The 15,007-nt window shown below is 72.0% G+C and carries 13 protein-coding genes; 7 read left to right on the forward strand and 6 right to left on the reverse strand.

What is annotated here, in order from left to right:
* Positions 1-130: 130 nt before the first annotated feature.
* Entirely contained in the window at positions 131-1,930 is a 1,800-nt protein-coding gene (locus tag OG219_RS22545; RefSeq protein ID WP_266829221.1) for a bifunctional UDP-sugar hydrolase/5'-nucleotidase, read from the reverse strand.
* Between the two features lie 201 nt (positions 1,931-2,131).
* On the opposite strand from OG219_RS22545, the gene mshD reads away from it, so the two are divergent.
* The gene (gene mshD, locus OG219_RS22550; RefSeq protein WP_266829223.1) at positions 2,132-3,058 is read left to right on the forward strand and encodes a mycothiol synthase; all 927 of its coding nucleotides are present in this window, start codon (positions 2,132-2,134) and stop codon (positions 3,056-3,058) included.
* Between the two features lie 292 nt (positions 3,059-3,350).
* On the opposite strand, the gene OG219_RS22555 is transcribed toward mshD, so the two are convergent.
* The 5 genes from OG219_RS22555 to OG219_RS22575 are packed head-to-tail and all read right to left on the reverse strand — an operon-like array spanning position 3,351 to position 7,996.
* Positions 3,351-4,076 carry an ABC transporter gene (locus tag OG219_RS22555; RefSeq protein WP_266829225.1) on the reverse strand — a complete coding sequence of 242 codons (726 nt, stop codon included), beginning with the start codon at positions 4,074-4,076 and terminating at the stop codon, positions 3,351-3,353.
* A complete protein-coding gene (locus OG219_RS22560) occupies positions 4,064-5,647 on the reverse strand; it encodes an ABC transporter permease (RefSeq protein ID WP_266829227.1) in 1,584 nt (527 codons plus the stop codon). Before OG219_RS22560 ends, OG219_RS22555 begins: the two co-directional genes overlap by 13 nt.
* Positions 5,644-6,522, reverse strand: coding sequence for an ABC transporter ATP-binding protein (locus tag OG219_RS22565; RefSeq protein ID WP_266836188.1), 879 nt, complete (start codon positions 6,520-6,522; stop codon positions 5,644-5,646). The genes OG219_RS22560 and OG219_RS22565 overlap by 4 nt, the downstream gene beginning before the upstream one ends.
* Before the next feature lie 56 nt (positions 6,523-6,578).
* Positions 6,579-7,433: an anti-sigma factor gene (locus tag OG219_RS22570; protein ID WP_266836189.1), complete on the reverse strand. Its 855-nt coding sequence runs from the start codon at positions 7,431-7,433 to the stop codon at positions 6,579-6,581.
* A gap of 11 nt (positions 7,434-7,444) precedes the next feature.
* Positions 7,445-7,996, reverse strand: a complete 552-nt coding sequence (locus OG219_RS22575; RefSeq protein ID WP_266829229.1) for an RNA polymerase sigma factor — start codon at positions 7,994-7,996, stop codon at positions 7,445-7,447.
* A gap of 122 nt (positions 7,997-8,118) precedes the next feature.
* Between OG219_RS22575 and OG219_RS22580 the strand changes: the two genes are divergently transcribed.
* The 6 genes from OG219_RS22580 (at position 8,119) to OG219_RS22605 (ending at position 14,974) form a co-directional block, all read left to right on the forward strand.
* Positions 8,119-8,508, forward strand: coding sequence for a GntR family transcriptional regulator (locus OG219_RS22580; RefSeq protein WP_266836190.1), 390 nt, complete (start codon positions 8,119-8,121; stop codon positions 8,506-8,508).
* Positions 8,505-9,425: an ABC transporter ATP-binding protein gene (locus OG219_RS22585; RefSeq protein WP_266829230.1), complete on the forward strand. Its 921-nt coding sequence runs from the start codon at positions 8,505-8,507 to the stop codon at positions 9,423-9,425. Before OG219_RS22580 ends, OG219_RS22585 begins: the two co-directional genes overlap by 4 nt.
* Positions 9,422-10,414, forward strand: a complete 993-nt coding sequence (locus OG219_RS22590; RefSeq protein WP_266829231.1) for an ABC transporter permease — start codon at positions 9,422-9,424, stop codon at positions 10,412-10,414. Before OG219_RS22585 ends, OG219_RS22590 begins: the two co-directional genes overlap by 4 nt.
* Positions 10,411-11,415 (forward strand): hypothetical protein, encoded by a 1,005-nt coding sequence (locus OG219_RS22595; protein WP_266829232.1) that lies wholly within the window; start codon positions 10,411-10,413, stop codon positions 11,413-11,415. The genes OG219_RS22590 and OG219_RS22595 overlap by 4 nt, the downstream gene beginning before the upstream one ends.
* Before the next feature lie 306 nt (positions 11,416-11,721).
* Positions 11,722-13,953 carry an RNA degradosome polyphosphate kinase gene (locus tag OG219_RS22600; protein WP_266829233.1) on the forward strand — a complete coding sequence of 744 codons (2,232 nt, stop codon included), beginning with the start codon at positions 11,722-11,724 and terminating at the stop codon, positions 13,951-13,953.
* Positions 13,934-14,974, forward strand: a complete 1,041-nt coding sequence (locus OG219_RS22605; protein WP_266829234.1) for a CHAD domain-containing protein — start codon at positions 13,934-13,936, stop codon at positions 14,972-14,974. The genes OG219_RS22600 and OG219_RS22605 overlap by 20 nt, the downstream gene beginning before the upstream one ends.
* The last annotated feature ends 33 nt before the right edge of the window (positions 14,975-15,007 follow it).

Genomic DNA, 15,007 nt, shown 5'->3' on the forward strand with positions numbered 1-15,007 from the left:
CGCTCACACAGAACTTATTACGAGCCTCACTTGGAACTTACCGAGGTAATTGCCAGGATAAGACAAAGGGGCCGGTACGCATAGGCGTACCGGCCCCACTCAGCTTTTTACTGTTCCTACTTGCTACTTCCTACTTCACGATCGTGATGCGGTTCGCGGCCGGCACCGGGTACGGCGTCGTCGCGGACGAGTTGGCCGTCAGGTAGGACTCGAAGGCCGCCAGGTCGTCGCCGCCGACCAGGACGTTGGCGCCCTGTCCGAGTGCGGTGAAGCCGTCGCCGCCGCCCGCGAGGAAGGAGTTCATCGCGACGCGGTAGGTGGCGGCGGAGTCGATCGCCGTGCCGTTGAGCTTGACCGAGTCCGCGACCACGCGGGCCGCGCCCGTCTTGGTCAGGTCCAGCGTGTAGGTGAGGCCCGCGGAGATCTGCAGGATCTTCGGGGCGGCCTCGTTCAGGCCGCTGACCTGCTGCTGCAGAGCGGTGATCACCTGGGCGCCGGTGAGGTCGACCAGGTTCACGGTGTTGGCGAACGGCTGGACGGTGTACGCCTCGCCGAAGGTCACCACCCCGTCGCCCTCACTGCCGCTCGCCGCGTAGGTGAGACCGGCGCGGATGCCGCCCGGGTTCATCACCGCGAGGTCGGCCTCGGGGTCGACGGACTTGGCGTACGCGAGCTGCGCGTCGGCGATCAGGTCGCCGAGCGGGGACTCGGTGCCGGTGCTGGGGATCTCACCCGCGATGTAGCCGATGGGGCGGGAGGCGATCGGGGCGGAGAGGGTCTTCCACCGGTCGATCAGGGCCGTCATGTCGGCGGCCTTCGCCACGGTACGGGTGACCACGTGGTTCGCGGACTTCACCGCGGTACGGGCGATGTCGCCGGTCCAGCGGTCGTACGTCAGCGTGGTGTCCGTGTAGAGGCGGCCGAAGGACGCGGCCGAGGTGACCGTGCGCGGCTTGCCCGCCGGGTCGTTGATCGTGCAGGCGTACGCCTGGTGGGTGTGGCCGGTGACCAGCGCGTCCACGGCCGGGGTGACGTTCTTGGCGATGTCCACGATCGGGCCGGAGATGCCGTCACCGGCGCCGGGGCTGTCGCAGTTGTAGTTGTACGCCGTCGAGGCGGGCGCGCCGCCCTCGTGGATGAGCGCGACGATGGACTTCACGCCCTGCTTCTGGAGCTCCTTGGCGTACTTGTTGATCGTCGCGACCTCGTCGCCGAACTTCAGGCCCTTGACGCCCTCGGCGGAGACGATGTTCGGGGTGCCTTCGAGGGTCACGCCGATGAAGCCGACCTTGACGCCGTTCTTCTTCCACACCCAGTAGGGCTTGAGGATCGGCTTGCCGGTCTTCTCGTTGGTGACGTTCGCCGCGAGGTAGGGGAAGTTGGCGCCCTCGAACTCCTCGCTGTCGTTGTAACAGCCGTCCGTCGGGTGGCAGCCGCCGTTCTGCAGGCGGGCCAGCTCCTTGGCGCCCTCGTCGAACTCGTGGTTGCCGACCGAGGTGACGTCCAGGTCGAGGCCGTTCAGCGCCTCGATGGTCGGCTCGTCGTGGAAGAGACCGGAGATCAGCGGGGAGGCGCCGACCATGTCACCGGCGGCGGCCGTGATCGAGTACTTGTTGTCCGCGCGGGCCTCGCGCAGGTGGGTGGCGAGGTACTCGACGCCGCCCGCGTCGACGGTCTTCGTGGTGCCGTCCGCCTGCAGCTCGGTCACCCGGCCGGAAGAGCCCGACGGGGCCTCCAGGTTGCCGTGCAGGTCGTTGAACGACAGTAGCTGTACGTCCTGGTAGCGGCTGCTGCCGGGCTTGTGGGCGGCGGCCTTCTCCGTGACCTGGCCGGCGCTGGCGGGCAGCGCGGCGGCGAGGGCGCCGACCGTGGCGAGGCCCGCGGCGCCCGCGAGTATGCGATAGGTACGTCTGTGCCGGGGAGTCGGCATGGGTTCCCCCCAGGGAGGTGTGAGAGCTCCGAGAGCTGAGCGGGCTCCGGGAGACCTGAGAACTCCGGGAGCCGTGCGACAGCTGAGGTCTTTGCGTGCACTTTAGAATCAACGCGCGTAGCGCAACAGGGGGTTCGTGGTTACAGACAGGTTGCCGTTGCCTCTCGATCCATCCGGGCGGCTCGCCGTACCCTCATATGCATGACCAGCGACGACACCGCACAGCCCGGCCTCTCCCGCTCCATCGAGACCTACTCCGCGCTCTCCCCGGCCCAGGCCGAGAACGTGCTCCGGCTGCTCGCGGAGGCCGCCCGGACCGACGGGCAGCAGGCGGTGTCCGAGCAGGGGCGCCTGTATCTGAAGGGCGGCGTCCGTCCGGGGGTACGGCATCTGCTGCTGAGCCTCGGCGACGAGCTTGTCGGGTACGCGCAGTTGGAGGACACCGACCCGGTGGAGGCCCCGGCCGCCGAGCTGGTCGTCCATCCGGGGCATCGCGGGCACGGGCACGGGCGGGCGCTGGGGTCCGCGCTGCTTGCCGAGTCCGGGAAGCGGCTGCGGGTGTGGGCGCACGGTGGGCACTCCGCCGCGCGGCATCTCGCCCAGGTTCTCGGGCTCACCCTCTTCCGCGAACTGCGCCAGATGCGGCGGCCGTTGACCGGACTCGGCCTGCCCGAGCCGAAGCTCTCGGACGGGGTCTCCGTCCGGGCCTTCGTGCCGGGGCGGGACGACGCGGCCTGGCTCGCCGTGAACGCGGAGGCCTTCGCCCACCATCCCGAGCAGGGGTCCCTCACCCAGCGCGACCTCGACGACCGGATGGCCGAACCGTGGTTCGACCCGTCCGGCTTCTTCCTCGCCTTCCGCGCGGGCGAACTGATCGGCTTCCACTGGACGAAGGTGCACGCCGAGGAGCGGATCGGTGAGGTGTACGTCGTCGGTGTCCGCCCGGGTGCCCAGGGCGGGGGCCTCGGCAAGGCCCTCACCACGATCGGACTCCGCCACCTCGCCGGCCAGGGCCTGCCGACGGCCATGCTCTACGTCGACGCCGACAACAAGGCGGCGGTCACGGTGTACGAGCGGCTCGGCTTCCACGTCCACGAGACGGACTTGATGTACCGCAGCGAGTCCTGACGGTTGGTGGCTGGGGTGAGGGTGGGGTTTTTCGCCCCCTCCGCCCCTTCCCGTCCCGTACCTGGGGGCTGCCGCCCCCAGACCCCCGCTGTCGGCCTGAACGGCCTCGTCCTCAAACGCCGGACGGGCTAAGACTTTCCAGCGCCGGGCGGTAGAACTTCAGCCCCTCCGGCGTTTGAGGAGCGGGGTCTGGGGCGGAGCCCCAGGAGCAAGGGACGGGTAGGGGCGGAGGGGGCGAAAAACCCACCCCCAGCCCCCGCCCACGAAGCGCCGCGGTGTCAGCGCTGACGCGTCACCGCCGCAAGGCGGGCATCACCGACCGCCGTCGCAAGGGCTCCGCCCAGGCCGCGACCCCCACCACCACCGCCACGACCAGGACCCCCGCCCACCGTTCATGGGCACCGTCCCAGCGCGGGTCGTTCACCGCCACAACGAGGGCCAAGTCGTGGGGAAGCAGCAGGCCCGCGGCAAGGCCACCGCCGAGCAGCCCGGCCGACACCCCGACCCCGGGCTCGGCCGCCTCCGTGCACCGCACCGCCACAGCCGCCCCGGCCAGGGCGAGCGCGGCGACAGCGGCGGCCTCCAGGGTGACGGCGCCCACCGGCGGCCGGACGTCCCCCGGTACGAGGAGTAGCGCGGCGGTCCACCAGATCGCGGCGATCGGGACGGCGAACGCCACCCGCAAGCCGATCCGCACCGGCCGCCGGATCGGCACCGCCGCGGTGGTGTGCCGGGCGGGGTCGTCGAGGAGGAAGGCCAGACCGAGCCCGAAGGCGAGCGCGGAGGCCCGCAGGATGTTGAGGCCGGGCCAGGAGTCGCGGGAGACCGACAGCAGCCACGGAGCCCCGGCGATCAGCAGCCCCAGGACGGCCCCGGAAGCGAGGGCCCGCCGGGGCAGAGAGCGCCACACGGGGTGGAGAAGGGCGCGGATCAAGGCGTACGCGGACGCCGTGCCCGGGGCACGGGTGCCGGGCCCCGGGGCCCGCGCACCCTCACCGGGCGCGGCTACTCCTCGCACGAGCCCTCCTCCGCATCCGTGTCGGCCGCTCCCCTGGACGCGGCCTCCACACCCAGCAGCTCGGCCACCCGGGCCAGGGACGTCTTCGGGGACGTGAGTTCCGCCCAGTGGGACTTCACCTTGGGGATGACGCTGTAACGGGGCTTCTGGAGCAACTCCCGTACGATCCAGGTCTGTTCGGCGCTCAGGGAGATGCCGTTCGTGGGCGCGAGGACGAGGTCGGAACCTTCGACGCTGTCACCGAGCCGGACGTTGCGGAACGCGGTCATCGGGTCGGACTCGGCGCCCAGCGCCAGCCACATGACGGTGACCGCGCGGGGGTCCCCTTGGCACCATTCGCTGGTGGCCGCCTCGTTGCCCGCCACCAGGACCGAGGCGACTCCGACGGCGAACTCGGGAACCCGGTTGCCGCCCCACCGCGTGCCGACGGTCACCGTGCCCGGTGTGCTGGACGCTTCGAGCGTGGTGTCGCCGGTCAGGCCGTACCGGGCGTCGATCCGCTGCCGTACGGTCAGCCGCTCACCTCCGGCGGCGCCGCCCGCGAGGGACTGGACGCGGTCGACGAGCGGGGCCCAGTAGAGGGCGGCGCGGGCGTCCCACTCGGGGAAGGCGCAGTACGTCGACCTGCCGTACTCGTGGCACGTCTGGAACTTCTCCGGGCTGACGGACATCTTGGTGCGGGCCGCGATCAGGGCGGCCGAGTCGCCCTGGGACTGTCCGGCGACACCCGCGACCATGGCGGCGAGGGTGACGGCGGTGGCCGCCTGGACAATCCGGGTGCGACCACCGCTGACCAGGACCGCGGCGCAGGCCAGCACCCCGATGAGCCCCACCAGATACAGCGCGTGCCAGGCGGCCGGGCGGCCGAGGAGTTCGGACGGGAACGGGTCGGCGCCCGTCTCGGTGACTACCGGCGATAGCCACTGCTGCCAGCGCGAGCTTCCGTCGGCGGAGAGCAGCAGGGCGGGCAGGATGGCGGCGCCGACGACGAAGAGCGGGGCGACGAAGGAGGACCGGAACAGCCGGGCGAGCAGTGCGCCGAGTACGCCGGACAGGAGCACGGCGAGCGGCCCGACGGCCAGTTCGGTGGGCGAGGGGTGGCCGACGGCACCCGGCTCGTGCGCGGCCCAGACGATCTCGAAGGCGACGACGAGCGCGGTGAGCACCGCGAACGGAACGACCGACAGCGCGTGGGCCACCGTACGCCGCCACGGTTCCATGACCAGGACGTCGAAGTGCCGGTCGGTGCCGCGCCGGTGGGAGCGCAGGACGGTCCGGTTGACGATGACGAGCAGCGCGATGCCGAGGAGCTGCGGGGCGGTCTGGGTGGCCCGGTCGACGTCCTGGAGGGCCGGGAACTCGTCCATGCCCTCACGGCCGTTGAACAGACTCCAGCCGGTGAAGGCGAGGTAGAGCACGAGGAAGGCGAACACCGGTATGTGCAGGAGGAGTTGGCGTGCCTCGAAGCGGGCGAGGGCGATGACGGCCGCCGCCCTGTGCCGCTTGGCCGCCGGAGCCGGCTCCACCCCCGTGGGCGCCGCCTCCTCGGCCAGGCCTGTGGTGCTGCTCATGCGGCCACCCCCGCGGTCTCGTCGCTGTCGCCCGTCTCGCCGTCGAGGGTGAGCAAGTAGCCGTCCTCCAGGGTCGGTTCGAGGAGTTCGGCACCCTGGGGCGGGTCGCCGACATTGCGGAACGAGCCGGTTCCGGTACGCCATCCGGCGCGTGCGGCCGGGTCGCGTTCCGTGCTGCTCCACACCCGGCCAGCCGCACGCGCGGTCAGTTCGGCCGGGGTGCCCTCGAAGCGGACGCGTCCGCGGGCCATGACGATCACGCGGTGGCAGAGCATCGCGACGTCCTCGGTCTGGTGGGTGGAGAGGAGAACCGTCCGGCCCTCCCCCGCCTGGGCGATCAACTCCCTGAAGCGCATGCGCTGTTCGGGGTCGAGTCCGACGGTCGGCTCGTCAAGGACGAGGAAGCCGGGGTCGCCGACGAGCGAGGCGGCCAGCGCGACCCGCTGGCGCATGCCGCCGGACAGCTTCTTGATGCGCTTGCTCCGTACGTCGGACAGGTCGACCGCGTCGAGCACGCGGCGCACCTCCCGGTGCCGGGCGGTGCGGTCGGTCAGTTCCTTGAGGATCGCCACGTAGTCGACGAACTCGAAGGCCGAGAAGTCCTCGTGGAACCCCGGGGTCTGCGGCAGATATCCCAGCACGCGCCGCAGGTCCAGTCGCCCGGCGGCGGTGCCCGGGTCGTGCCCGAGCACCGTGAAGGCCCCCCGGTCGGCGGGCACGGCGGTGGCGAGCACCCTCAACAGGGTGGTCTTTCCCGCCCCGTTGGGCCCGAGCAGCCCGGTCACGCCCTCGCCGAAGCGCAGCGAGACGTCGTCGAGGGCGAAGGTTCCGCCGTAGCGGAGGGTCAGGCCGGAGGCGGAGACGGTGGGCGTCATACGTACGGCGCTCCTGTCGGAGAGGCGGGCGGAGAGGTGCTGTGCGGAGGTGGCGGTCACGCCGCGCCCCCGCCGGAGAAGGGAACATGCGCGGGCGCCGAGTCGAACCGGTCCCGTACGAGATAGAGCAGCCCGACGGCGACCGCGGCGACGGCCCCGGCGACCCCCTGCCCCGCCGCCGTGAACGGCGCGAGCGTGGCGTGCTCGGCGGTCGTCGCCTGCGCCGCGAGGAGCAGCGCGAGCCACGCCCCGCCGACCAGCGAGGGCGCGAGGACGGGACCGAGGCGGGGCGTCAGCGCGAGCCCGGTGCCGGTGAGGGCGAGCGCGGGCAGCAGCCAGGCGAGCGCGCGCAGCCCGTAGCCGGGCAGTGCGAGGGTGGCGAGCCCGTTCAGGCCGAGGCCGACGGTGAGCACGGCGACCGTACGGATGAGGAGCAGCCGGAACCCGTGGGTCGGTGAAACGACGGCCATCTCGTACGTCGGGTCGAGCGTGGGCCCGTACGACAGGGCGACCCCGGCGAGCGGGAGCAGCGGCGCGAGGGCGAGGAAGAGCTTGGGCGTCGCTCCGGCCTCCACCGAGTAGGTGGCCGCCACGGTCATCAGCAGCACGAGGGCGACCGCGCACAGCCAGGAGCGGCGCAGCACCGGGGTGGCCGCGAGCAGCCGCGCCGTGTGATCGGCGACGCCGACCCGCACGAGCAGCGACTCCGTCAACCTCGGTCGCGGCGCGTCCAGTTCGGCGTCGAGCCGTTCCCAGCCCGCGTCAAGGGCGACCGGGTCGCTCACATCCGCCAGCGCCTGCCGGCACCGCGCGCAGGAGGCGAGGTGGGTGTCGGCGGACCAGAGCCGGGGGGGCGTCAACTCGCCCTGTGTGTAGGCGCGGAGGTCCTCCTCCGGCACATGCCAGGTCATGTCGCTACGGCTCATGCCAGTGCCTCCCGCAACTGCTTGCGCGCACGCAGTGCCCGCGTCTTGACCGTGCCCGGCGGAATGCCGAGCAGGACGGCCGCTTCCCGGGTGGTGAGCCCGTCGATCACCGTGGCCTGGAGGACCGCGCGCAGTTCGGGCGAGAGCCGGGTCAGGGCGCCCGCGAGGTCGCCGTGCTCGACGCCGGCCAGGACGCGTTCCTCGGCGGAGACCTCGTCGCGGTGGCGCAGGCGGGCCAGCGCCTGCCGCATCCGCCCGCGCGCCCCGTCGCCGCGCAGGGCGTCGATGAGCCGCCGGGAGCCGATGCGCCACAGCCAGCCGGCGGCGTCCGGGGAGGAGCCCTCCTCGCGGTAGCGGGCGGTGCCGCGCCACACGGCGAGGAACGTCTCCTGTACGACGTCGTCGACGATCCCGGCGTCGGCGCACCGGCCGCGCAGCCGCGCGGCCAGCCATGGCGCGTACCGCCGGTACAGCTCCTCGAAGGCGCGCCGGTCCCCGTCCGCCGCGATGGCCCGCAGCAGCTCCCCGTCGCTTCTCGTTTCCCTCACGCCCCCTCATCGGACGAGCCCTGCCGATCGGTTCACGCCCGCCGGAAGATCTCGTACTTGACTTCACGCACCATCTTGCACCACCCTTTCACTACTCAATTAGTGAAAGGGTGGTTGCCGTAGTGGTGGAGTACCGCATCGACCGGCGCAGCGGTGTTGCCACGTACGTCCAGATCGTCCAGCAGACCAAGCAGGCCCTGCGTCTCGGCCTCCTTGAGCAGGGCGACAAACTCCCCACGGCCCGCGAGGTCGTGGAGGCCACCGCGATCAATCCGAACACCGTCCTGAAGGCCTACCGCGAGCTGGAGCGCGAGGGCCTGGTCGAGGCCAGACGCGGCCTCGGCACCTTCGTACGCAGGTCACTGAGCAGCACCCCGGCCGACTCGCCCCTGCGCGCCGAACTGGACGCCTGGGCGTCCCGCGCCCGCGAGGCCGGGCTCCAGCGCGACGACGTGGCAGCGCTCTTCACCGCCGTACTCGATGAACAGTTCACCAAGGGAGACCAGGAATGACGGACACCGCCTTGGAGGCGGCCGGACTCGGCAAGCGGTTCGGGCGGCGAGGGGGCTGGGCGCTCCGCGAGTGCTCCTTCCGGCTCCCCGTCGGACGCGTCTGCGCCGTCGTCGGACCGAACGGCGCGGGCAAGTCGACCCTGCTGGCCCACGCGGCCGGGCTGCTCGCCCCCACCGAGGGCTCCCTGACCGTGCTCGGCACGCACCCGGCCGCCGCCCGCGAGCGCATCGCGTACGTCGCGCAGAGCAAGCCGCTGTACCCGCAGCTCACCGTCGCCGACACGCTCCGCCTGGGCCACGAGCTCAACCCGGCCCGCTGGGACGCCTCGGTCGCCGCACGGATCGTGGCGAAGGGCGACCTCGACCCGAGGAGCAGGGTCCGCTCCCTCTCCGGCGGCCAGCGCACCCGCGTCGCGCTCGCCCTCGCGCTCGGCAAGCGGCCCGAACTCCTGCTCCTGGACGAGCCGATGGCCGACCTCGACCCGCTCGCCCGCCACGAGCTGATGGGCACGCTGATGGCCGAGGCCGCCGAACACGGCACCACGGTCGTGATGTCCTCGCACGTGGTCGCCGACCTGGAGGGCTCCTGCGACCACCTGCTCCTGATAGGCGGCGGCCGGGTACGCCTGGCGGGCGACCTGGACGACCTGGTGGCCGCGCACACCCTGATCACCGGGCCCGCGCACGCCTCGGACACCGGCGCGGCCCGCGACCTCGCCCCGCACACCGTCGTCGAGTCCCGCACCACCGGACGCCAGCTCACCGCTCTCGTACGCCCGAACGGCCCGCTCGGGGACGAATGGCAGACCGCGGAACCGTCCCTGGAGGAGCTGGTCCTCGCGCATCTGCGCAGCCCCGACGCGCCCGCGTTGACCCTCGACGCCACCCGCACCCCCGTTCAGGAGCACGTCGCATGACCGCCGTCGTCCCCTTCACCACGACCCGGCTGATGCTGCGGCTGCACCGCCCCGCCCTGTACGTCTGGGCCGGAGTGTTCCTCGTCGCCGGGGCCCTGCTGCTGTGGCTGTACGGCCCGCTCACGGACGCGGCGGCCTCGGGGTGGCGGCAGTGGAACGACTGCTCCACGGCCACCTGCGCCTACGACCAGGACGCGATCCTCACCTACAAGTCGCTCATGCAGTACACGACCATCGCGGTGAACGTCGTGCCGCTCCTGGTCGCCGCCTGGGCTGGCGCCTCGCTGACCGGCCGCGAACTGGAGACCGGCACCGCGCAGCTCGCCTGGACCCAGTCGGTCTCCCCGGCCCGCTGGCTGGCGGTCAAGCTGGCCGTCCCCGCCGCCCTCGTCACCGCCGGAACGAGTGTGCTGGTCCTGCTGCACAACCTGGTGTGGTCCAGGGGCCGCGGAAAGATCGACAACGCCAAGTCCTGGACCGACCTGCTCACCTTCCACGCCAACGGCACGACGACGGTCGCCTTCGCCCTGTTCGGCCTGGCCGCCGGCGCCCTCGCGGGCCTGCTGCTGCGCCGCTCCCTGGCCTCGCTCGCCGTCACGGTGGCGGCGACGGGAGCCGTCTGGGCCGCGGTCGGCGTGGCGCGCCCCTACCTCTGGCCCTCGGTGACCACCGTCACCGGCCTCGCCGGCGACGCCCCCCGCGGCCTCGGCCTCACCGTCGACGAAGGGCTCCTCACCGCGACCGGCGCCCGCCTCCCCAACCCCTACTGCGGCAGCAGCCGTGCCACCGAGTGCAGCGACCTGTACGACCGGGTCGGCGCCGTCAGCTACTACGCCGACTCCCACCCCTTCTCCCACTACTGGCCGCTTCAGCTCACGGCGACCGCCCTGGTACTCGCCCTCGCCGCGGTCGCAGTCCTGGCCGCCTTCCGTCTGCTGAAGCGGCACACGGGCGGCGCCCCCGTCGTCACCGCCAAGGAGCCCGCATGACCGCAGTCACCACCGCGCGGCCACTCGCCGAGCGCCCCTCCCCGCTCACCCCGCGCGGCACCGTCTGGGCGGCGCTGCGGCTGCACGGCGCCGCGCTGGTGATCTGGGTGGCACTGGTCGCGGTGACCGCGGCCGGCCTGCTGTGGGCGTACGGCCTCGGCGCGGACGCCGTACGGGCGGAGGAGCAACGCCTGGCGGCCTCGTGCGCCATGGACTCGTTCTGCGGGGACACACCCGGCGCCGCGTCGTTCTTCTACGAAGCGGTCGCCCAGCTCACCGCCTACGCCATCGTCTACCTGCCCTGCCTCGTCGCCGCCTGGGCGGGCGCCACCCTCATCGCCCGCGAACTGGAGAGCGGCACCGCGCAGCTCGCCTGGACTCAGTCCGTGTCGCCCGCCCGCTGGCTGGCGACGCAGCTCGCGGTCCCGGCCGCGCTGATCACCGCCGGCACGACCGTGCTGGTGCTGCTGCACCGCCTGATGTGGACCGACGGCCGGAACCTCCTCTACCAGGACTGGTACGAGACGGACGCCTTCCGCTCCAACGGCCCGGTCGCCGTCGGGGCCGCGCTGTGCGCCCTCGCCGTGGGCGCCCTGGCGGGCCTCCTGGTGCGCCGTACGCTGCCTGCGCTGGGCCTGGCGGTCGCCGTCACCCTGGCCGTGCAAACCCTCGGCGACCTGTACCGGGCCTCGCTGTGGCCCGCGGTCACCGTCACCGGAGCGGCCGCCTCCAACCTGCCGGCCGACGCGGCGCAGCTGGAGCACGGCGTGATCCTCACCTCCGGCGAGCGGATCGGCAACAACCTGGCCTGCGTCGACAACGACACGGCCGCCGACCTCACGAGGTGCATGAGCAAGAACGGCATCTCCGACCTGTGGGCGACCTACCACCCGCCGTCCCACTTCTGGCCCCTCCAGCTCACGGAATCCGCCATCCTTCTCACCCTCACCGCCCTCGTCGTCTTCCTGACCTTCCGGGTCCTGAAGAGGCGTACCGCCTGACAAGCGGCGTACGGCCTGACAAGCACCGTATGGACGTGTCTCCCGGCTCCACGGACGTCCGGGAGACGCCCCTCCATATCCCGCACGTCATGTCCCCGTAACCATCGATTCAGACGACCTTGCAACGCTCGACCAATGAACCCCCCCGCCGCGCCAGAACCTCCGCCCTCCGAGGAGAGCGAGCCCCTGCAGCCGACGGTGGGCGAGCCCGTGCCGGTGTTGGCGAACGGAAATATCCGCCTCGCCCCGCTGCCGCTCGCGCTCTCCGACGCGCCGGTAACGCTCCCGGCGCGGAAGAATGGGTCCATGAACCAGCCAAGCGCCCAGGCCCCGGTCCAGCACGCACAGCCGTCCGTCGGCTCCATAGCCGCGCACCGCCCGCACACGGTGGCCGCGAACGTCTCCGACCTGGAGCCGGACCTCGACGCCGACCTCGACGCGTACGAGGACACGGTCGAGGACGGCATCCAGCTGCCGCAGGGCCGGTTCCTGGACCGGGAACGCAGCTGGCTGGCGTTCAACGAACGGGTGCTGGAGCTCGCCGAGGACCCGAACACACCGCTTCTGGAGCGCGCGAACTTCCTGGCGATCTTCGCCAGCAACCTGGACGAGTTCTTCATGGTCCGGGTGGCCGGACTGAAGCGCCGCATCGCGACCGGCGTGGCCACCAAGTCCGCCTCGGGCCTCCAGCCCCGTGAGGTCCTGGAGATGATCTGGGCCCGCTCGCGCGAGCTCATGGCCCGGCACGCGGCCTGCTACCAGGAGGACGTGGCCCCCGCGCTCGCGGAGGAGGGCGTCCACCTGGTCCGCTGGAGCGAGCTGACGGAGAAGGAGCAGGCCCGCCTGTTCACCTTGTTCCGGCATCAGATCTTCCCGGTCCTCACCCCCCTCGCGGTCGACCCCGCGCACCCCTTCCCGTACATCTCGGGCCTGTCCCTGAACCTGGCCGTCGTCGTACGGAACCCGGTCAGCGGCCACCGCCACTTCGCGCGCGTCAAGGTCCCGCCGCTGCTCTCCCGCTTCCTGGAGGCCTCCCCCAGCCGCTACGTCCCCATCGAGGACGTCATCGCGGCCCACCTGGAGGAGCTCTTCCCGGGCATGGAGGTCCTTGAGCACCACACCTTCCGCCTCACCCGGAACGAGGACCTGGAGGTCGAGGAGGACGACGCCGAGAACCTGCTCCAGGCCCTGGAGAAGGAGCTCATGCGGCGCCGCTTCGGGCCGCCGGTGCGCCTGGAGGTCGAGGAGTCCATCGACCGGTACGTACTCGACCTGCTGGTACGGGAGTTGAAGATCTCCGAGGCCGAGGTGTACCCGCTGCCGGGTCCCCTCGACCTGACCGGCCTCTTCGGCATAGGGGGCCTGGACCGGCCCGAGCTGAAGTACCCCAAGTTCATCGCGGGCACCCACCGCGACCTCGCGGAGGTCGAGTCGGCGTCCGCGCCCGACATCTTCGCCGCCCTGCGCGAGCGCGACGTACTGCTGCACCACCCGTACGACTCCTTCTCCACCTCCGTCCAGGCCTTCCTGGAGCAGGCGGCGGGGGACGACGACGTACTGGCCATCAAGCAGACGCTGTACCGGACTTCGGGCGACTCGCCGATCGTCGACGCACTGATAGACGCCGCCGAGTCCGGCAAGCAGGTCCTCGTCCTGGTCGAGATCAAGGCCCGCTTCGACGAGCAGGCCAACATCAAGTGGGCCAGGAAGCTCGAAGAGGCCGGCTGCCATGTCGTGTACGGGCTCGTCGGCCTGAAGACCCACTGCAAGCTGTCGCTGGTGGTCCGCCAGGAGGGCGACACGCTGCGCCGCTACTGCCATGTCGGCACGGGCAACTACCACCCCAAGACCGCCCGCCTGTACGAGGACCTGGGACTGCTCACCGCCGACCCGCAGGTCGGCGCGGACCTCTCCGACCTCTTCAACCGGCTCTCCGGCTACTCGCGCCGCGAGACCTACCGCCGGCTGCTCGTCGCCCCCAAGTCCCTGCGCGACGGCCTGATCTCGCGGATCAACAAGGAAGTCCAGCACCACATCGCCGGACGCCCCGCGTTCGTCCGCATCAAGGTCAACTCGATGGTGGACGAGGCGGTCATCGACTCGCTCTACCGCGCCTCCCAGGCCGGGGTACCGGTCGACATCTGGGTGCGCGGAATCTGCGCGGTCCGGCCCGGCGTCACGGGCCTGTCCGAAAACATACGGGTGCGCTCGATCCTCGGCCGCTTCCTGGAACACTCCCGGGTCTTCGCCTTCGGCAACGGCGGCGAGCCCGAGATCTGGCTCGGCAGCGCCGACATGATGCACCGCAACCTCGACCGCCGCATCGAGGCTCTGGTCAGGATCACCGACCCGGCCCACCGGGCAGCCCTCAACCGGCTGTTCGAAACCGGTATGTCCGACACCACCGCTTCCTGGCACCTGGGCCCGGACGGCGAATGGACCCGGCACGCGACCGATGCCGAGGGCCAACCCCTGCGGAACGTCCAGGAGATGCTCATAGACGCCCGGAGGCGCCGGCGTGGCACAGCAACAACTTGACCCCACCGACCCCAGCACGGCCGGGCCGGTGTCCTGTGACGCCCTGGCGGGCTATCTGCGGGCGCAGGCGACGGAGTTCCTCCGTTCGCTGCGCCAGCACCGCGAGACCGGCGGCGCGTCCAGCGGCTCGGACGGCTCCGTCGACGCGGCGCGCGCCCTGCGCCGCTCGGCCCGCCGGATAAGCGGCTCACTGCACACCTTCCGGCCGCTGCTCGACGCGGACTGGTCGGAGGGCATGCGCCCCGAACTCGCCTGGCTGTCGGGCACGTTGGCACGCGAGCACGCGTACTCGGCCCGTCTGGAGCGGCTGCTCGGCGCGCTGAACCGGCTGTCCGGCTCGGGCTCGCCCTCCGGTTTCCCCGCCCAGGCCGGACCGGAGGCGAGCACGGAACCCAAGGGCAATCTGACCATCGGCGCGGCGAAGGCGGGCGCCCTGCTCGACCGCCAGCTGACCCTGGCCCGCACCCGGGCCCACTCGGCCGCCCTCCAGGCACTGGGCTCCTCCCGCTTCCACGCCGTCGCCGACAGCGTCGCCGTCCTCGCCAGCGAGGTCCCGCTGACCCCGACGGCGGCCATGGCCGACCTGCGCCCGTCGGCCGCCGCCGCCGAGGGCCGCCTGATCGACGCCGTCGGCACACTGCCGCTCCTCACCGCAGGCCACCCCTACAACGCGGAGGCCCTCGTGCACGGCCTCTCCGCCGACACCGCGCCCCAGCCGCAGGACGCCCCCTGGCACCAGGTCCGCCTGCTGCTGCGCCTGCACCGCTACGCCCGCGAGGTCCTGCACGGCGAGGAGTGCCCCGTCGACGCACGCCTGCTCGGCGCAGGCCAGGCCCTGAACCAGCACCGGGACGCGGCGGAGGCCGCCTCGGCCGCGGCATCGGCGGCCCGCACACCGCGCATCGCCCCGGCGACGGCGTACGCGCTCGGCGTGCTCCACGCCGATCAGCGGCACGAGGTGGAGGCGGCGCGGTTCGCGTTCCAGCAGAGCTGGCAGAAGGAAGCGGTACGCGCCCCGTAGAGGACCCCTGTTGAGTCGAAGGGAATGGAGGTC

This window comes from Streptomyces sp. NBC_00038, from assembly GCF_026343635.1.
Lineage (GTDB): Bacteria > Actinomycetota > Actinomycetes > Streptomycetales > Streptomycetaceae > Streptomyces.